Below are 19,110 nucleotides of genomic sequence, written 5' to 3'. Positions count from 1 at the left end.
CGATGTCCCTCCCCTTCACTCTACACCCCGTTACCGTGGTCTTGCGCCAATAGCTGCCCTTGGGTCCGTGTCAGACTCCAGACATTCAGCCAGCTAGCGCTGACGGAGAAGCCCTCCCCTTGGTGGACTGTTTGAGGTGCCTGCTGCCGAGCGATCAGCCAAACGCCAGAACAGCGAAGTCGATGAAGCTGCGTAGCTTGGGAGTCATGCGGCGGTCGGGTGCGTACAGGATGTGTAATGGCCGAGCGGGCGCGGTGTAGTCGGGCAAGACTTCGACCAGCCGGCCGTCTTCCAGAGCCGGCTGAAGGAGTTCGACCGGTTGCAGCAAGACGCCGAGGCCTGCGAGCGCCGCGTGCAGCAGCGGTTCCCCATGATCGACCATCAGACGACTCGTCACCGGCACGACGATGCGCCCTTCTGGGCCGTCAAACGTCCAATGGGTCCGGAGTTCCGTATGGGCGAAGCCCAGACATTCGTGTTGCTGGAGGTCCCGAGGCGCAAGAAGCGGCGGCGCTTCAGCAAGATAGGCGGGCGCCGCGCAGAGGACGAGCCGATAGGGCGCCAGAGCGCGCCCGACCAGACGGCTGTCGGCCAAAGCGCCGACACGGAAGGTGGCGTCATAGCCCTCGTCGACCAGATCTATGGCGCGGTTGTTGAGCGTCAGATCGACGGTCACCTGCGGGTGATCGCGGAGGAACTCCGGTAACCGCGGGGCCAGGGCATGCATGCCAAAGCTGACCGGCGCATTGACCCGAAGCCTGCCCGTCGGCGTCGCCAGGGCTTCGGCCGCTAGGCTTTCCGCCGCCTCCAGGTCAGCCAGAATGATCTTGGCCCTGTCATAAAAGACCCGTCCGAAATCCGTCAGGCTCTGGCGACGCGTCGTCCGATGAAGAAGCTGCACCCCGAGGTGAGCCTCCAGCTGGCCGACCTGTTTGCCGACCAGCTGCGGCGAAATCCGCAACGCCTGGGCTGCGGCGCTGAACGATCCGCGCTCCACCGCCCGGACGAACACCCTCATCGCCGCGAATCGATCCATTGGAAACTCTACGTTTCTACTGTCCGTTCAAAGCTACCATTATTCGCCGGCTGGTTTTCGATTATCACGACTGCGCCGCTGCCGGTGAGCGAACCGTCCATGCCGAGGTCCGAAATGTCGTCAGACGCCGCCCACGCGTTCATCCGCCGCTTCACCGACTTCATCAATTCGGGCGACCCGGACCTGGCGCCGGCGCTGGTTTCGCCGGACGCCATCTTCCACGCGCCCGGCGTGCCGACCCCGTTGCTCGGTCCCGACGGCTATCTGCAACTCCTGGCGATGCTCCGGAGCGCCTTTTCGGATGTGCGGTGGGTGCTGGAAGAGGCGGTGGCCGAGGGCGACAAGATCGCTGCCCGCTTCGGCATGAGCGGCACGAACGACGGCTCATTCATGGGCGCGCCGCCGACCGGCAAGGCCTTCCAGGCGACAAGCATGGCATTCTACAAACTCACGGGCGGAAAGATCGTCGAGGAGCGCGGCCTTCCCGACATGCTGTCGATCCTCCAGCAGGTCGGGCTCGTCCCTCAACTCTCGTAGCGGCGAAACACGGTCGGCTCCCCTTCCAGCCGATTCACACGTCCGGGTCATAGGCGGGGTCGCGCCAATTGCGGACATTGGCCCATCTCCAGAAAAATGGCCATTCACCGGCTAGGTGTGCCGAGATGTAGCATCTCTGGTTGACGCATGAATCAATTTCCCGACTTAGAAATCGACAAACTACCTTCGATTGAGGGGCACCCTTTACCTCCCTTAAGGCACAGCTTGATGAGACTGCGCCGAACCGAGCGCATCAAAACTTGGGATCACGCCTTGTTTTCTAATGGACCATTACATCTGAACCTGGCCGAGTTGGCTGACGCTATCGAGCGCTTGCGACGCATGATGGACGCCGAACGACCTCCTCCGGCTTCGCAACTCGAATTCGAAATGGGCATCGACGTCAGCGAAGCCCGACCCCCGAGCGCGGCGCCGGCAGATAGCAGATAGACGTCACCGCGGCTGGCGCGCGGGTAGACCGTGAGCGCCTGGCGCTCGCCGCTCAGCTCCAGCACATAGCGGCGCCCGCCTTCAGCAAAAACCAGCGTGGCGTTGGCCAGTTCGAAGCTCAGCAGGCTCGGTCAAGCCGCCAGGTCAACCCGACGACCAGTGCGCTTAGGCGGCGCCTCTCGTCGGCGGGCGAAGGTCAATGGGGGCTGCTGCTCGCCCCGATCCGATAGTAGTCAAAGTCGACACGGCCGCCGGCGGTCTTGGTCGAATAATAGAAGAGGGCGAAGCGATAACCCATGAAGTGCGGGACGGTGTAGGTCAGGCGCGAGGGACGACCAATGGGGGTCCAGGATTTGCCGTCGAGGCTGTAGGAGAAGCGGGCGACCTCAGGCGCGGGTTCGAATTCGCACTCGACCCTCAGATGGATGGTTTTGCCAGAGAGAGGAATGGAGGCGACCTCCTCGGGATGGTCGGAGTCGGCGCTCACCATGACGAGAGATTTCGCGCCGTTGCTCATCTTCACGCCAACAAAACCATAGCGTTTCTGAAAAGCGGCCAAGCCGGCCAAGTCGCCGTCTTTCATGCCGCTCACGTCGATGCTGGTGCTGGCGGAACTGCTAGGTCCAAAGGTGCGCTGCGTGAGGGTGTTGGGAGCCTCGGTGAGCGTGGAAACCACCCGGTTGGTGACGAAGCTCAGGTAGCCGGGGCGTTTGGTAAGCGACCAATAACGAGGCTCGGGATTGTGATTCCATTGCCAGGCGAGAGGCAGCTTGGGGGCGCCGGGCCGGTGGTCGAATTCGTCGGAGGCGACGATGCCGGATACGCCGGAGGCGCCCTGTCCGCCGGCGGGGATGTCGAGCATCATGGGGACCTTGCCCTCCTCGCCGAGCACGGGCCAGCCGTCCTTCCAAGTCACGGGCGCGAGGTAGGGGATGCGACCGACGGCGCCGTTGTCCTTGAACAGATAGGCATACCATTTGCCTTCCGGGGTATCGATGAGACCGCCCTGGGCGATACCGCGATCATCGAGCGCGAGGCGACCCTCGTAGGGACCGTCGATGGCGTCGGCGCGGTGGATGATGACACTGCGCGCCCAGCGGCTCCCCGGCGAGGCGATGTTGACGAGGTAGTAGCGGCCGTTGGCTTTGAAAAGCTGCGAGCCCTCGCCTTTGAGCCCGCCCTGGTCGGCGCCGAAGACGGCGTTCACGTTTTCGACGAGGACCTTGTGCAGGCCGCCGGGCTTGATCCCGGAGAGGTCGGGTTTCAGCTCGGAGATCTCGATGCGAGCGTTCCCGTAAACCAGGTAGACGCGACCGTCGTCGTCGAAAAACAGGCTGTGGTCACCGATCGCGGGCTCAAAACTCGTCTCTTTCCACGGGCCGTGATCCGGATCGCGCGTGGTGTAGAAGTGGGTGCGTCCGCTGGTGGCGGAGAAAGTCGAGACATAGAACATGCCGTTGTGGAAACGCAGGCTGCTGGCCCAGGAGCCTTTACCGTAGGCGTCCTTGCCGTTTTCGAGCCGGAGGGCTTCGTTGTCGGCTAGGGTTTCATAGGCGTAGGAGGCCATCCGCCAGTTGACCAGGTCCGTCGACTTCATGATCGGGAGGCCCGGGCTCATGTGCATCGTCGTGCTGCTCATGTAGTAGGTTTTTCCCACCCGGATGATCGCGATGTCCGGGACGTCGGCCCAGATCAGGGGATTGTGGGCAGGAGCCGCCTTTGCCGATGGGGCCGCCGCAACGGCGTGAGACGCGACGGAGGCCAGGACGAGGGCCATCATGGACAACATCGGGCGGCTCAGGCTTCCGGGGCGTTTGTCCATGTTTTGTCTCTCGATCAAAGGGGCGTGCCGCCACTTCACGCAGGACGACACCGCCAAGCGCTGACGGCCTGCGGCCATCTCAGCGCCCGTAGAGGGCGAAGGCGAGGTCGATGGCGGCGCCGGACTTGTCCTTGAGCGGCTGGCCGTCCCCGAACGCGACGCCGGCCGCATAGACGTCGCCGCGGCTGGCGCGCGGGTAGACCGTGAGCGCCTTGCGCTCACTGCTCAGCTCCAGCACATAGCGGCGCCCCGCCTTCAGCAGGACCGGCTTGGCGGTGGCCAGCTCGAAGCTCAGCAGGCCCGCCCCCTGGGGCTGGTAGGCGATGGCCAGGCCGCCCGGGCCGCCCAGCAGTTCGGTTCCGCCGTCGACACCCTCCACATCGCCCAGGTCTCGCAGCGACAGCCGCAGCGATCGTCCGTCACCGGTGCCGAGGCCGTCGCCCGCGTAGAGGCTGATACGCGCAAGGGTGATGTCGGCCGGCGGCACGAAGGTCTGGGCGATGCGGCTGAGGCCGCCGTCGCGGTTGAAGCCCACAGGTTCGGGCGCCTGGTTGAAGGGGTCGGCCACCGACGCCAGCGCCGGCGCGCCGGGCCAGGCGTTCGGATAGCCCTGGGCGAATTGCTGCACCCGCACCGCGGGGTCCGAGCGGCCGTAGTCGACGGCCGGCGCGGGCGCGGCGGGCGGGGGCGGCACGCTGATGCCGGCCTCGGTCTGGGTGATCGGCAGGATGCCGCCGTCGGCGCCATAGCGCAGGTATTCGATGGTGACGCTGCGGCGCGTGGTGGCGCCGGTCTGGCCGTCGGGCAGGGTCAGCGCGCCATTATGGTAGATCAGATAGGACCGGCCCTTGAAGTCGAGCAGGCCGGGATGGATGGTGAAGCTGTTCTTGGCCGGGCCGGTGATGAGGCCGCCATAGGTCCATGGCCCGCGCGGATTGGGCGCCGTGGCGTAGGCCAGGTGCTCCCACTCGCCCTGGTGGGCCATCGCCGCATAGGTCAGGTAGTAAAGGCCCTTGCGCTTGGACAGCCACGGCCCCTCGGTGTAGTTGGGCAGGGCGATGGTCTCGATGGGGCCGTCCAACTCCGTCATGTTGGGCTTGAGCCGCGCCATGTGGAGCACCGGGTTGCCCCAGGCCAGCCAGGCCGTGCCGTCGTCGTCGACGAGAACGGTGGGATCGATGTCGTCCCAGCCGTAGGGGCCGGGTGTCATCTGCTCATTGACCAGCGCCGAGCCGCGCGCGTCCTTGAAGGGGCCCAGCGGGTTGTCGGCCACCGCCACGCCGATGGCCCTGCCCGGGTGGCTGTTGTCATGGGTCACGGTGGCGTAGAAGTAAAAGCGCCCGTTGCGCTGCACCGCCTGCGCCGCCCAGGCCTCGCCTACCGCCCAACGGAAGTCGGTCGGCTTCATGATGGCGCCGTGCGACGTCCAGTGCTTGAGGTCGCGCGAGGAATAGACGCGCCAATCGTTCATGCGGAAGAATTCGTCGCCCTTCGCCTCGTCATGGCCGACGTACAGGTAGGCGGTGTCGCCCACCACTAGCGGCGCAGGGTCGGCGGTGAAGACGTCGCGCAGCAGCGGGTTGCTGCCCGGTGCAGGTTCGGCGGCCAGCAAGCTGGCGGGCAGAGCGAGGCACAGCAGCAGGGCGCCGCGGGCAATCCAGGTCCGAAGCGGAGCGGGGCCAGAGCCGACACTTCCGCGCGATTTCGATTCCTGCCGCATGACGCTTTTCCCCCCGGGTTTGCGCCTCGCTACCGCACCGAAGGCGGCGCGACAAGGCGTGCGCGATTTTTGTCTGACAATTAACGCCATGTCCGGCATTCTCATCGTTTGGGGAAGTAGTGACAAAATCAGGCGCGTGGAAAGAGCTACAACATCCTTGACCAGGTCAGCTATTCCCCTCCCCCAACGATCGCCATCAGGCTTTAGAAATATTACTCAGACATTTTTGAGGCGTAAAGCGGTTGCGGCGGCCTACCGTCGTGAGTGGTCAATTTCCGCCCTTCTCCGCCGAGCCAAACGTCTGCATCGCCGGCCGGGTCGCCCGCCAATAGCTGCCCTTGGGTCCGCGCCAGACTCCCGACGTTCAGCCAGTTAGCCCAGCACGCAGAGGCGATGAACGCCCCACTCGGACATACACGAGGTCCGCTCATGGCCTATCCGCTGCGGCGCCACCGGATGGGCGCTCTTCGTGCGCCGCCGTCTTCGCCGCAAGCGAACGCTCGATCGCTCGCCGGCCGCAGACGCCTGTCGCCGCCACACCACTACCGGGCTTGGCCCAACCAGTCCTCAAGTGCGACGCGTCGTTCTATCTGGTTCGCCCCACGCTTGAGCGTCAGCACCATCGCCGTTCCCACCGGCTGCTCCCAGACCGGGCGCACGGTAGTCTTGGCAAGATAGTCACCCGGCGAAAGACCGTCGATCTTCAACAAGACATCGCCGTCCTGGAGTCCTGCCCGAGCAGCCGGTCCGCCGCTGGCCACCTTGGCCGCGAGGTCCGGCGAGGTGAAATTGGCGCCCAGGCGATTATAAACAACCGCGCTCGGTCCAAGGGCGGGCAGGATCACCGCCCTTTTTCCCGGCCCGTCGAGATAAAGGTCCTGGTTGGCGAAGACGTCCAGGCCCAAGATCGCCGCGGCTTGGATTTCACCGGGCTGCCGCGAGACCGGCCGCGGCGACACCAGGACGTTGCGCAGGAGCAGGCGGCCGATCCGCAGGGTCGGTGCGAAACCCTGGGGAACCACCTGCGTCCCACTAGCGGGCGAATATTGATTGAGCAGGGTCGTGGGTTGGTTCGGATGTTCGGCCAGCCAAGCGCTCCATAGCGCCGGCGAGAGCTGGACGCCCGCATTGCTGCCGGTGTCGAGCATCACCCGCAGCGGCGCTCCGGCTTCGCCGGCGTCGAGAACCGCGACGCTCTCATCGATCAGCGGAAACACTTGGCCGCCGTTCAGGTCCAAGGCGATCTGGCGTTCGATCCGACGGACGCCGCGACCCGGCGCGTAGTAGAGCGCGTTGCCGCGCAGCCCCGGCCAGCCGACCAGGGCGTCCAAGTCGGGCTCGATACCTTCGGGCGAGACCTTAAGCAGAACGAAGACGCCATTGGGTTCGACATTGTTCGGCGGCAGGAAGATCCGGTGAGGCGAAGACAGGCCATCGAACAGATCGGCGGCGCCGGGCAGGTCCGGCGGCGGCTTGGCGACGGTCAGGCCCAGACGCCTCGCCCCGTCGGGCAAGGCGGCCAGCGGAAAGCTGAGGCCGGTGTCGAGCACGAAACGAGCCGGGCGGTCATCGACCCGACCGTCGAGGCGTAGGCGATCTTCAGCACGCGCCGAGGCGAACGCCAGCACACTGAGCGCCGCCACGAGCCTCGCCAGACTACGAACATGCATGAGCTGTTTCCCCTTGGCCTGCGACCGTGGGTAGATTGTACCCATGCTGACCGCAAATTCCGAGCCTCTATCGGACCCAAAGCGATGGCTCAGCGTAGAATTCGGAACGGAGTCGCTTCTTTTCGCATTCGGGCTGTGGCGATTGGAGGGAGGCGCGTAGATGCAAATCCAGGGAATATACGCGACGCTGGCGACCGCGAGCATGGATCGCGCCGAGAAGTTCTATACTCAGCTTTTCGACCGAGAACCCGATGATCGCCCCATGGAAGGGTTGATCCAGTGGCGCGACGTGGCGGGCGCAAACATTCAAATCTTTTACGATCGAGAGAAGGCGGGATCCGGCAGATTGACCATCGTCGTGCCCAAGATGGATGAAGCCCGACGCGCGCTCGACGGCGTGGGCGCCGAGCTGACGGGCGAAACGGAGGGCCGCTACGGCCGGATCGCTCAGCTCGCAGATCCCGACGGAAATCGCATCACCCTTGCAGAGCCGCCATCAAAGCCATTCGACCGCTAGACCTGGCTCCTGAACACGGGCGCCCCACCCCGACCGCCAAATCTTGGTATGCGGCGGGAGTCCTGGCTTGTCGGGGGCCTACCGCCCGAGTCTGAACGGCCGGCTCACTCGCGCCAAGAGCCGACCTTGGCATTGCTCCAGATTCCAGACCTTCAGACGCCGCGCCGATGGAGGTGCTTGTCCCGCAGCGGCCACTCCCCTTACCGACTTCGCCTGGCGGTCCCTTACCGCGCCACTGCCACTCCGGACCCGGAGGTTTGGTTGGGGCTGTCGGATACGGCACGCTCGGCACGATCCTTTTCTCAGAGCCCAGACATGCGCCAAACCGCAGCATTGGCCCCAAGGGCATAGGGCGCGCTGAGCCAAGTCGTACCGTTTCGATCAACCTGCTGCCCAGAGCACGGCCATTTCCCTGTAGCGATCCCCCGAGCCGCGGAGGTTCCACAACGCGCAGCGGTTCGGGGGATCGCGTTTAGCCCCATCCACCTTCGTTATTCGTGCCGCAGCGCCTTGGCCGGTTCGGTGGAGGCCGCCGCCCATCCCAGGCCGCCGACGGCGATCAGGCCTATGGTCAGCGCCGCCGCGGCGCCGACGATGAAGATTCCGGGTCCGACCGCCACCGGATCGTCGAACTGCGAGAGCCAGCGACGCAGCGCCCAATAGGCCAAGGGCCAGGCCAGAAGGCAGGCGACCAGCACCGGCCGCAGGAACTGGCCGATCAACAGCCGGGCGACCTGCTGGCGCGAGGCGCCCAGGACCTTGCGCACGCCGATTTCCTGGGTGCGCCGCGAGGTGTTGAACGCCGCCAGGCCGTAGAGCCCGATGCAGCCGATCCCCGCCCCGACCGCCGCGCCCAGGCTGAACAGGTTCGTGCGGTCGCGCAGGGGCTTGTAGTAGCGGTCGAGATTGGCCATTGCGGTCTTGCCTTCGAACGGAACCCCGGGCGCGGCCTTGCGCCAGGCGGCCTCGAGACGTGCGCGGGCTTCCGCCTCGCCGATCCCTGAATAGCGAACCAGGGTGATCGGCCAGTTCTCCGGCCAGTAGGCCGGGTAGGTGTTGAAGGTGTAGGCCTTGGCGGAAACCTTCTTGGTTGGACTGTAGAAGCGCGCGTCCTCGACCACGCCGACGATCCGCGACTTGCGCCCGTTGTATTCCAACAGCTTGTCCAGCGCCGCCTGCGGCGAGGCATAGTCCAGCTGGCGCACGGCCGCGCGGCTGATCAGGATGTTGGTGATCGTCTCCGGGCCGGCCTTTGGGACATATTGCTCGTCGCCGCCGTGGGCGGCGTCCAGGAAGCGGCCCGCCACCAGGGGCGTCCCGAGCACCTGGAAATAGTCCGGACCGATCCACGATCCACTGAGCGTGGAGGCAAGCTCAGGGCGGCTGGCCCGATCCAGGCGTGTGGCGGTCGTGTTGATATTGAAGGTCTCGTCGGCGGGCGCGGCGGTGCTCGCCGCGACCCCGACAACCCCGGGAATTTGTCGCGCCGCAGCCCAGAAGGCTTCGCGCTGTTGCGGCGTGACCCCGACGCCGCGGGTGGCGGTGACCAGATAGAGGCCGTCCCGGCGATAGCCGAAATCCGCGCTCTGCATGTGACGGATCTGGGCGATAAAGCCCAGCATCAGGATGAAGGCGGCCACCACGGCGGCGAACTGAAAGACCACTAGGCCCTCGCGGAGCCGCGCGCTGAACCGTCCGCCTGCCGGGACGCGACTGGACGCCAGCACCTGCGCGGGCTTGAAGCCCGAGAGCAAGAAAGCGGGATAGACGGCGGCCAGCAGCCCCGCCGCCAGCACCACGCCGAACACCCCCGCCAGCCAGGGTCCGTCCCGGCGATAGTCGAGACCGAGCGACAGCCCGCCGGCGGCGTTGATCAACGGCAGAGCCAACTCGACCATGGCCAGGCCGATCAGGAAGGCCAGGGCGACGGTCAGGGCGGCTTCGCCCAGGAATTGCGCCCGCAAGGCGACGGGTCCGGCCCCGAGGGTCTTGCGCACGGCCACCTCCCGGGCGCGCATCCCGGCGCGAGCGGTCGCCAGGTTCATATAGTTGATCAGGGCCAGACCCAGGGCGACCACGCCGACCAGACCCAGGGCGGTGATCGCCGCGCGTTGCTTGGCGTCGATCAGGTGCACCTCCCGCAGCGGCACGAACCTCAGGCGCAGCATCTTGTGCGGGACGACGCCGTCGCCAAAGGCCTTTCCCACCTGCCGATCGACGAAGGCGGGCATTTGCGCCTCCAGCGCCCTGACCGCTCCGGGTCGGTCGAACTTGAGATAGGTGTTCAGTTGGATCGAACCCCATTGACGCCAGCCTTGCGCCTTGGCGATCTTCGCCGGGGTCAGAAGCCGCAGGAGGTCAAGCTTGAGGTCTGTGTTCTTCGGCAGGGTTTTGATCACCGCGCTGACCGTGTAGGCCGCCCGTCCATCGGCGTCGCTGATCTCCAGCGTGCGCCCGATCGCGTCGTCGGTTCCGAAGTATTTGCGGGCGATCTCCTGCGAGATCGCCACCCGGCTAGGATCACGCAAGGCCGTGGCCGCATCGCCCGTCAGCAGGGGCGTTTTGAAGAAGGTCAGGAAATCGGCGTCGACCAGTTCGACCTGTTCGGCGAACGCGGCCGCTCCCTTGTGGACGATGGCGGGCTGGCTCAGATCGCGTACGCCCTGAACGTCGGGATAGTCGGTCCGCAATTCCTCCAGCAGCCCGCCCATCGTGCCGATCATCGTGTCCTGGGTGAACCCCGGAATGCTGAAGGCCACGCCGCCGGCGTAGATCTTCGCGCGTTCCGGCGTCCAGCTTTCGTAGCTGGTCTCGAACCGGTGCAGCAGGCTCAGCGTCAGAAACGCCGCCACGCCCAGGCTCAGCCCCAGGAGGTTCAGCGCCGCATAGAGCGGGCGCCGGGTGAAGGACCGCCAGAAGGCGATCAGGATTGAACGCAACATGGCGGCGCCCTCACAAGGCCTGGGCGACGGAGGCCACCAGCCGGCCGTCAAGGATCTCGACCCGCCGGCCGGCCTGGTCGGCGTGGCTGGGCGAATGGGTCACCATGATGATGGTGGCCCCGCCCGCATTCAGGCTTTTCAGGATCTCCATCACCTGGGCGCCGTTTTCGGTGTCGAGATTGCCGGTCGGCTCGTCGGCCAGGATCAGGTCCGGCTGGCCGACAATGGCCCGGGCGATGGCCGCCCGTTGCTGCTGGCCGCCCGACAGCTGGTGCGGGAAGTGCCGCGCCCGATGGGCCACGCCGACCTGGTCCATGGCCGCCTCGACCAGCGCCCGCCGGGACCCGCTACGACCGCCCCGATAGAGCAGGCCAAGTTCGATGTTCTCGGCGATGGTCAGATCATCGACCAGATTGAAGCTCTGGAAGATGAAGCCCAGGTGCCGGGCGCGGTGGCGGGCCAGCGCCGCCTCGTTTCGGGCGGCCAGGTCGACCCCTTCGAAAAGATACTGACCCGAGGTCGGCCGGTCGATCGCGCCGAAGATGTTGAGCAGGGTGGACTTGCCGCAGCCCGACGGCCCCATGACCGCCACGAACTCGCCCCGGCGGATATTGAGGGAAATGTCGTGCAGCGCCGTCGTTTCGATCTCGTCGGACCGGTAGAGGCGGGAGACGGATTTCAGTTCGATCATGGTCAGCCTTTCGATCCGAGCCGCAGGGTCTTGGCCTTGAGCAGGTCCTGGGCGCCGGCCGTGACGATCCGCTCGCCGGGCCTGAGCCCGCTCAGCACCTCGACCTGTTCGGGATTGCGCCGGCCGATCACGATGGGTCGCCGCTCGGCCCGCTTGCCGTCGGAGGTCAGGACGAAAGCCCAGGTTCCGCCGGTGTCGGACAGCCAGCCGCCGGACGGGGCGATGACGGCCGCCTGCGGCTTGCCGAGAGACAGGCGCAGGTCGATCGCCTCGCCGCGCTTCAGGTCGGCGGGCGTCGGGCCGACGAAGACCAGGTCGACGGCGACCCGACCATTGGCGACCTGCGGAAACACCTTCTCCACCCGGACCTTGACCGGCCGGTCATGGACCACCGCCTCCGCGCCCTGCCCCGCCGCCAGGCGCGGCAGATAGAATTCATCGATCTGCGCGCGCAGCTTGTAGGCGTCTTCGGAGTCCACCTGGCCCAGGCCCTGGCCCAGGGTCACGGCCTGGCCGGGCTTGAGGTCGAAGGCGGTCAGCCGTCCGCTGGCGGGCGCGCGGATGGTCAGGGCTGATCGCCCCGCCCTGGCTTCGATCAGGTTTCGCCGCAGGTCCTCGGCGGTCTGAGCCGCCTGCGTACGCTGGGCCGCGTAGAAGGCCTCGTCGGAGGCTCCGGCGGCCTTCAGCGCCGCCAGCCGCTGGCGCTGATAGGCCGCCTCGTCGGCATAGGGCTGCACGGCCGCGGCGCTGAGCAGGTCCTTGGCCAGCAGGACCTGGCGTTTCTCCAGCTCCTGCCGCGCCTTGTTGAGCGCATGGGCCGCGTCCGCCAACGCCTGTTCGCGGCTCTCCTGGGCGGCCTTTATCGCCATCAGCCGGCTGGCGTTGTCGCTGATGCGCGCCGAGATGTCGGCTTCGCGGGCGGCGATGTCGAGGCTGAGCTGCGAATTGCTCAGTCGCGCCAGGATCTGGCCGGCCGTCACGCGGTCGCCGTCCCCGGCGGCGGCGCTTTCCACCCGACCGGAGGCTTCCGCCGCGACGAACGTGGTCTGGGCCGGCGTGATCTCGGCCCGCACGGGCGCATAGTCCAGATAGGGCGCGCGGACCACCTGGCCGAACGTCAGGCTCTCGGTTCGGACATTCACCGAACCGGCCTTCGGCGACAGCCCCCAGGCCACCAGCCCCGCCACGATCAGCATGGCGACGCCGCCGCCCGCACGATAGGCGCGCTTGACGTACCAGGGTGCCTCGATGCGGCGATCCATGTCGCCGATCCTGGAGCGCAGCGGCGATAACGGGACGGTCTCGGTCATGCTCACAGGGTAATGCAACTTAAGCAACAGAACTAAATATCTGATTTTGCTTGATTTATACGGTTTTTCGCGAGATTCTGCGGCCTGCAATCTCCCCAAGAGTGTCCGATTCCGTACATGTCCGACGACCGTCGCCTCTGCGCCCTGTTTCTCGACGACGATCCGGACATCCTGGCCGCCGCCGAGATGATCCTCGGTCGCGCGGAGTTCGATTTCGTGGGGGTGGAGACGCCCACGGCGGCGCGTGAGCATCTGGCGGCGGGCGGCGTCGACGTGCTGCTGCTGGATCTCAACTTCCGGCGGGGCGACACCTCGGGCGAGGCCGGCCTGGCCTTCCTGGAACATTGCCTGGCCGAAACACCTGACCTGCCGGTGGTGGTGGTCACGGGACATTCGGGCATGGCGATCGCCATCCAGGCCATGCGCCTGGGCGCGCAGGACTTCGTGGTCAAGCCGTGGAATAACGACCGCTTTCTGGTCTCGGTCACGGCCGCCATCGAGACGCCGCGCCGAGGGGCGTTGAACCTGCCGCCCAGAGACCTCAATCTGGAGCGCTCGGAACGGACCCTGATCCAAACGGCCCTGACCCGTCGCCAGTTCAACGTCTCCCAGGCGGCCAAGGATCTTGGCCTCACGCGGGCGGCGCTTTACCGTCGGATGGAGAAGCATGGGCTTTAGGCCGCTCGTCCCGCTGCTGCTGGCCCAGGCCGCCCTCTTCGTCGCCGGAGTGCTGGCCTGGCTGGCGTTCACGCACGGCCTCTACGCCAACGCGCTGCTGTGCCTGCTGGCGGCGGCCGCCCTCGTGCTCAGCCTGTCCCAGCGGCTCCTCTCCGCCCGCCCCCTACGGAGCGGTGTCGCGCCGCCGGGCGCGACCTTCTCCGCCGCGCTCGGGCGACGGCGTCTTCAACTGCTGCTGGACCAGGTCCCCTCGCCGATCCTTCTCAGGGGTCAGGACGACCAGATCGTCGCGGTCAACCGCGCCGCTCGCCAATTGTTCGACACCCCCTACGCCCTGCCCGCCCCCGCGCGTCAGGCGCTCACCGACGACCGGCAGTTCCGCGAACTGGCGACGCCGGTGCGCTGGCGGGACGCCGCCTACGCCGTCAATCGCGCCGAGCTTCTGGAGAACGGCGAAACGGCGGATCTGGTGGTGTTGACGGACATTTCCGCCGATGTCCGAGCCGCTGAGGCCGGCGCCCTGCGCGACCTTCTGCGGGTCTTGAATCATGAACTGATGAACGCCCTGACACCCGTGGCGTCCATGAGCCGAAGCGCGCTCGAGCTGCTGCGCGACGGCGACCCGCGCTCCATTCCGACGGCGATCAAGGCGATCGAACGGGTGGTGGCCCGCACCGACGGATTGCAGGATTTCATTGGCGCCTACCGGGCCATGACCCGCTTGCCGTCGCCCGTCCGCACGATGGTCGACCTGCCGCTCTGGTTCGACGTGGCCTGCGACAGTTTCGAGGCCCAGTGGCGCGACAAAGGCGTCGTCTTGGAGCGCGCCCCGCCACCGGACATGCAAGCACGTTTCGACGAGGACCAGATGTGGCTGGCCGTGGGCAACCTGCTCAACAACGCCGCCCAAGCCGCCCTTGAACGCCCAAATCCTCGCGTGCGCCTGACTGCGGAACAGGTCGAGGGTTGGCTTCACCTGACGATCGAGGACTCCGGCGCCGGCGTCGCACCCGGTCACATGGATCAGGTTTTCTTGCCGTTCTTCACCACCAAGGCGACGGGTTCGGGGGTGGGCCTCAGCCTCGCGCGCCAGATCGCCCAGGCCCATGGCGGGACGCTCGCCCTGTTGCCGTCAGACCCCGGGAAGCCGGATCACTTGGGCGGCGCAAGGTTCCGCATGGCGCTATGCTGTTGAAGAAGTCTCGCGGCCGGCTCCTGGCTCGCATTCAAGCCGTCGAAGGCCACCGCCGCGCGTAACGGCCGAGGTGGTCAAGCCTGACGGTGGAGACCTCGTCCCTGTCTCTCAGTCGGACCGCCTCTCCGGCAGGGCCCCGCAGAACCAGGCTTCGGGGTTGGCCGTCTCGCCAGGCCAGGTCGAGGCTCAGGCCGCCACGGGCCCGGGCTCCCCGAAGCTGTCCGGCCGGCCAGGCCTTGGGCAGGGCCGGCAACAGGCGCAGCTCGCCGCCCCAGGACTGGACCAGCATCTCCATGATCGCGGCGCTTCCACCGAAATTGCCGTCGATCTGGAACGGCGGGTGGGCGTCGAAGAGGTTGGGGTAGGTCCGGTGCGGGCCCAGCAGGCCGGTCAGGATCTGGTGGGCGTGCTCGCCCTCGCCCATCCGCGCCCACAGGCAGGCCCGCCAAGCCGTCGCCCAGCCGGTGGAAAGATCGCCGCGCTTCTTCAGGGTCGTTTTCGCGGCCGCCACGAGCGCCGGCGTGTCTCGGACGTTGATCTGTTCGCTGGGATAGAGGCCGTAGAGATGGGAGACGTGCCGGTGTTGCGGCTCGGGGGCGGCGTCGTCCCAGTCCTCCAGCCATTCCTGAAGTTGGCCCGAGCGCCCGATGCGATCGGCGGGAATGCGCAGGCGCGCCGCCTCGATCCGTGCGAGCAAAGGCGCGTCCTGGCCAAGACGGCGTCCCGCCTCGAGGGCGTGGGCGAAAAGATCGCAAACGATCTGCCGGTCCATGGCCGGACCGGCGCAGACCGACGAGCCGAACGGGTGCTGGTTCTCCGGCGAGACGGATGGCGAGGTGATGAGCCCGCGCCCCTGCGGGTCCTCGACCAGGGTGTCGAGGAAGAATTCCGACGCTCCCCTGAGCAGGGGATAGAGCCGCGCCAGCACGGCCGGATCGCGATCATAGTCCCAGTGGGTCCAGAGCGTGTTGCAGAGCCAGGCGCCGCCGCATGGCCAGAGACCCCAGGGCGGTCCGTCGATCGGGGCGGACGCGCGCCAGAGATCGGTGTTGTGGTGCGCCACCCAGCCGCGCGCGCCATACATGACCCGCGCCGTCCTGGCGCCGGTGACCGACAGCTCCTCGACCATGCGAAGGAGCGGCTCGACGCAGGCGCCCAGCCCGACCGCATCCGCGGGCCAGTAGTTCATCTCGGTGTTGATATTGATGGTGTACTTGCTGCCCCAGGGCGGATTGACGCCTTCGTTCCACAATCCTTGCAGGTTGGCGGGCTGCCCGCCCGGGCGCGACGAGGCGATCAGCAAATAGCGCGCGAACTGAACATAGAGCGCCGCCAGCGCGGGATCGTCGGCCGTCTCCGCGGCGGCGATCCGCTCGTCGGTCGGCAAGGCGGCCGAAGCGGTTCGGCCAAGTTCGAGATCGAATCCGTCGAAGAGCGCCCGGTGCGCGGTTTCGTGATCGCGCTTGAGGGCGGCGAAAGACTTGGCCGCGGCCGCCTCGAGACGGGCGCGGACCAGGGCGGTCGGATCGCCGCCGACATCCTTGTAGGAGACATGGCTGGTCGCGGCGGCGACCAGCAGGGTGACGGTCTTGGCGCCGCGGACGCTCAGGTCGCCGGCCTCCGAAACCTCGACGCCGCCGTCGCTCAGCACGCGCACGCCGAGCGCATAGGTCAACCCGGCCGGCACGTCAGGGCCCGCCTCGTTGCGCCCGGTGATCAGGACGCCGTGGGGCCCGTCCGGCGCCTGGCGCACGTCGGCCCGCCGCGGACCGGCGTCCTCATGGGCCAGCCAGTCGACGGTCTTGACGGCGAGGGTCTCCGTGGCCGGACCAGTATAGGCCGGAGAGGGATAGTCCACCTGCCGCGGGCCGCGATGTTCCAGGGTGAAGTCGAGTTCGCCGCGCTCGGCCTCCAGGCGCAGCACGATCACCTGGTCGGCCGCCGAGGCGAAGGCCTCCCGGCGATGACGACCGTGCTTTCCCGCAAACGTCACCAAAGCCGTCGCGGTCGCCAGGTCGAGGTCGCGCGCATAGTCCGCCGGCGTCTCCGCGTTCCGGAACGTCAGCAGCAGGTCGCCAAGCGTCCCGTAGGACATCTGCCAGAGCGGCTTGGCCATCATGTGCTCGCCGGCGAGTTTTTCGGCCTCCTTGAAACGCCCCTGCACGATCAAGGCGCGCACTTGCGGCAAGGCTGCGAGCGCCTCGGGATTGACGGGGTCGTAGGGCGATCCGGCCCACAGGGTGCTTTCGTTGAGCTGCAGTCGTTCCTGGCCGACCCGCCCGAACACCATGGCTCCGAACCGGCCATTGCCGATCGGCAGCGCCTCGTTCCAGGTGGCGGCGGGGCGGCGATACCACAGACGCGCGCCCAAGCCCGGCGTCTTGACCGCCGATTGCGCGAGTCCATGGCCGGACAAGGCGGCGACGCCGATCGGCGCTGCGATCAAACTGCGGCGGCTGATCGTACCCTTGGACATCACGCCTCACTCCCCTGATAGCGCTAACATTTTTCTTGGTTGTAGCGGACCTTGGGCCGCGGCGCCATCGGGCTGCGGCCGCCATCGCCCTGCGCCGGCCGAGCCTCGGCCTAAAGCGACGCGCGCTGGCTCGCCGGAGCCGTCCCCCGCAAGCCCTTGCGATCCAGATAGTCGAGCAGGGCCGAGGGGCGATCTGTCTGGATGACGCTGACGCCGTCGTCGATCAGGCGCCGCCACGTCGTGGCGCTGTCGGCGGTGGCGCCGCCGGCGCGCGCCCGGGCGACGACTCCTTTTAAACCTCGAGCCGAGAGCGTGTTGCTCCACAGCCGCACGCGGGCCAGGCGCGCGGCGGCGCGCACCGCCTTGAAGTCCGAACGTCCCAGGACGCACAACTCGATCGCGGGGATGCGGTTTTCGGCGGTCGTCTGGCGAGCCGTCAGGGCGCCGAGTTCGCGCGCGCCGGCGCCCCTGAGCCGAACCACCATCGGCATGAAGGACAGGCCCGCATAGGGCGGAAGGTCGGCCAGCGGCGGCGCGCCCGCCTGAGCCGGAGCCTTGACCAGCACCTGGCCGGCCGCGCCGCTGCGCATCACCACGTCGGCGACGGCCTGGGCGATCGGTTCCTTGACGTCGAGATTGACCAGGATCCTGCCCTGGGCGCGGGCCAGGAATTCTTCAAGGGTCGGCGGCGCCTCGGCGGCCGGGCTGCCTCCTCGGCCGGCCATCGGGCGCAGCCGCAGCGCCTTGACCTTGTCCAGGGTCATGGACGCCAACCGGCCGTAGCCGCCCGTCGTGCGGTCGACCGTCGGATCGTGCATCACGACCAGGGCGCCGTCGGCGGTGCGCCGCACGTCCACCTCGACCATGTCGACGCCAAGGGCGATGCAGCGATCCAGCGCGGCGAGGGAGTTCTCCGGAACGGCTGTGGGCAAGCCGCGGGACGGCGCGGGCCTGTGGCAGCCGCGGTGAGCCACCACGAGAACGCCGTCGGTCCAGTCGTAGAGCCGATTGCGCAGATCGCCGGAGGTGGCGGCCGCCGCCGGCGTGGCGGCCAACGCCGCCAGGATGGCCGCGACCGCCCAAGGGCGTCGGCAGGAGAATCGTCGAGGGCGCATGGTCAAGCTCGTCATTGCGCCAAGATGTCAGGATCGCGCAACAGGCGAACGTCGAGATCGATACACGGGCGTGACGACGCCGCCCTCCCGTGCGCGCGCCGTGCGCCAGTTCGAATCCCCCGCCCCTCCCCGCGGGCCTCCGCGCAGGCGCTTGACGCCGATCAATCGCCCCGGATCGCCCTGGCGGCGACGGCGCCGTGGGCGCTGTCGCCCAGGTGACTGAACACCTTGGTGTTGCGGGTCGCCGCGAAGGCGTGGTCGCGCATGATCCGTTCGGCCGCCTCGGCGTCGCCCTGCCGCACGGCGTCGAAGACCGCCCGATGCTGACGGTGCGCCGACAGCAGATGCCGGAATTCCGCGTCCAGGTCGTCCCAGTCCAGGGCCATGGCGCTGGCCGAGGCGAAGGGCTGGTAGTTGTTGCGCGCCAGGGCCGCCTCGACCGCCGGATTGCGGGCGGCGGCCGCCAGGGTGTTGTGGAAGGTCAGGTTGTAGTCGTGATAGCGATCCAGATCGCTGTCCGAAAACCGGCCAGCGGCGAACAGGGCGTCGCCGGCCGCAAGGCAGGCCTCCAGGGTCGTCTCGGCCTCGGCGTCCAGGCCCAGTTCAGCGGCCCGTCCTGCGGCGTAGCCCTCCAGCACGCCCCGCACCTCGATGGCGCCGCGGATCTGGTCGGCGGCCACGCCCCGAGCGGCGTAGCCGCGGGCGCCGAGCTTGACGACCAGTCCCTCCTGTTCGAGCGCGCGCAAGGCGGTGCGCACGGGCATGCGCGACACGCCCAGCGCCTGCGCCGTGGGGATCTCGGCGATCCTGTCGCCGCTCTTCAGCTGGCCCGAGGCGATCATCTTGCGCAGCGTCACGATCACCCGCTGGCCGGGCTTCATCTTGGGCGTGTCCATCGCCGGAGACTAGCCGACCTCGGCGCCGCCGCAAGCCGGACTCGGACATATTGGA

14 protein-coding genes are annotated in these 19,110 nt (G+C 67.5%); 4 read left to right on the top strand and 10 right to left on the bottom strand.

Annotation, left to right across the window (positions count from 1 at the left end; all coding sequences use genetic code 11):
• Positions 1-154 precede the first annotated feature (154 nt).
• Positions 155-997 (bottom strand): LysR family transcriptional regulator, encoded by an 843-nt coding sequence (locus tag ACIPQB_RS19460; RefSeq protein WP_446486916.1) that lies wholly within the window; start codon positions 995-997, stop codon positions 155-157.
• Here ACIPQB_RS19460 and ACIPQB_RS19455 point away from each other — a divergent pair.
• Positions 887-1,573, top strand: a complete 687-nt coding sequence (locus tag ACIPQB_RS19455; protein WP_446486915.1) for an ester cyclase — start codon at positions 887-889, stop codon at positions 1,571-1,573. The two genes, ACIPQB_RS19460 and ACIPQB_RS19455, sit on opposite strands and share 111 nt — an antisense overlap.
• Before the next feature lie 646 nt (positions 1,574-2,219).
• Here ACIPQB_RS19455 and ACIPQB_RS19450 read toward each other — a convergent pair.
• The 3 genes from ACIPQB_RS19450 to ACIPQB_RS19440 all read right to left on the bottom strand — a co-directional run bounded on the left by ACIPQB_RS19450 (position 2,220) and on the right by ACIPQB_RS19440 (position 7,280).
• Entirely contained in the window at positions 2,220-3,845 is a 1,626-nt protein-coding gene (locus ACIPQB_RS19450) for a glycoside hydrolase family 43 protein (protein WP_446486914.1), read from the bottom strand.
• A gap of 79 nt (positions 3,846-3,924) precedes the next feature.
• The gene (locus tag ACIPQB_RS19445) at positions 3,925-5,565 is read right to left on the bottom strand and encodes a glycoside hydrolase family 43 protein (protein ID WP_446486913.1); all 1,641 of its coding nucleotides are present in this window, start codon (positions 5,563-5,565) and stop codon (positions 3,925-3,927) included.
• 542 nt (positions 5,566-6,107) lie between these two features.
• On the bottom strand, positions 6,108-7,280 hold the full coding sequence (locus ACIPQB_RS19440; RefSeq protein ID WP_446486912.1) for a PDZ domain-containing protein: 1,173 nt from the start codon (positions 7,278-7,280) through the stop codon (positions 6,108-6,110).
• 115 nt (positions 7,281-7,395) lie between these two features.
• Between ACIPQB_RS19440 and ACIPQB_RS19435 the strand changes: the two genes are divergently transcribed.
• Positions 7,396-7,752: a VOC family protein gene (locus tag ACIPQB_RS19435; RefSeq protein ID WP_446486911.1), complete on the top strand. Its 357-nt coding sequence runs from the start codon at positions 7,396-7,398 to the stop codon at positions 7,750-7,752.
• 491 nt (positions 7,753-8,243) lie between these two features.
• Here the strand turns inward: ACIPQB_RS19435 and ACIPQB_RS19430 are convergent, their stop codons facing one another.
• The 3 genes from ACIPQB_RS19430 to ACIPQB_RS19420 are packed head-to-tail and all read right to left on the bottom strand — an operon-like array spanning position 8,244 to position 12,647.
• Positions 8,244-10,694: an ABC transporter permease gene (locus ACIPQB_RS19430; RefSeq protein WP_446486910.1), complete on the bottom strand. Its 2,451-nt coding sequence runs from the start codon at positions 10,692-10,694 to the stop codon at positions 8,244-8,246.
• 10 nt (positions 10,695-10,704) lie between these two features.
• Positions 10,705-11,385, bottom strand: a complete 681-nt coding sequence (locus ACIPQB_RS19425; protein ID WP_446486909.1) for an ABC transporter ATP-binding protein — start codon at positions 11,383-11,385, stop codon at positions 10,705-10,707.
• A 2-nt stretch (positions 11,386-11,387) separates the two neighbouring features.
• Entirely contained in the window at positions 11,388-12,647 is a 1,260-nt protein-coding gene (locus ACIPQB_RS19420) for an efflux RND transporter periplasmic adaptor subunit (protein WP_446486908.1), read from the bottom strand.
• A 165-nt stretch (positions 12,648-12,812) separates the two neighbouring features.
• Here ACIPQB_RS19420 and ACIPQB_RS19415 point away from each other — a divergent pair, with 165 nt between their 5' ends.
• The gene (locus ACIPQB_RS19415) at positions 12,813-13,373 is read left to right on the top strand and encodes a response regulator (RefSeq protein WP_446486907.1); all 561 of its coding nucleotides are present in this window, start codon (positions 12,813-12,815) and stop codon (positions 13,371-13,373) included.
• Positions 13,363-14,568, top strand: a complete 1,206-nt coding sequence (locus ACIPQB_RS19410) for a sensor histidine kinase (RefSeq protein WP_446486906.1) — start codon at positions 13,363-13,365, stop codon at positions 14,566-14,568. Before ACIPQB_RS19415 ends, ACIPQB_RS19410 begins: the two co-directional genes overlap by 11 nt.
• Positions 14,569-14,599: 31 nt before the next feature.
• Here ACIPQB_RS19410 and ACIPQB_RS19405 read toward each other — a convergent pair whose 3' ends face one another.
• The 3 genes from ACIPQB_RS19405 to ACIPQB_RS19395 all read right to left on the bottom strand — a co-directional run bounded on the left by ACIPQB_RS19405 (position 14,600) and on the right by ACIPQB_RS19395 (position 19,055).
• On the bottom strand, positions 14,600-17,044 hold the full coding sequence (locus ACIPQB_RS19405; RefSeq protein WP_446486905.1) for a glycosyl hydrolase family 95 catalytic domain-containing protein: 2,445 nt from the start codon (positions 17,042-17,044) through the stop codon (positions 14,600-14,602).
• A gap of 110 nt (positions 17,045-17,154) precedes the next feature.
• Positions 17,155-18,159 carry a glycerophosphodiester phosphodiesterase family protein gene (locus ACIPQB_RS19400; RefSeq protein ID WP_446486904.1) on the bottom strand — a complete coding sequence of 335 codons (1,005 nt, stop codon included), beginning with the start codon at positions 18,157-18,159 and terminating at the stop codon, positions 17,155-17,157.
• 161 nt (positions 18,160-18,320) lie between these two features.
• Positions 18,321-19,055 (bottom strand): GntR family transcriptional regulator, encoded by a 735-nt coding sequence (locus ACIPQB_RS19395; protein WP_446486903.1) that lies wholly within the window; start codon positions 19,053-19,055, stop codon positions 18,321-18,323.
• Between the last annotated feature and the right edge of the window lie 55 nt (positions 19,056-19,110).

Source organism: Caulobacter sp. LARHSG274 (assembly GCF_052871235.1).
Note: the sequence above shows the minus strand (reverse complement) of the source record. Positions and strands in the feature narration are given on the sequence as shown.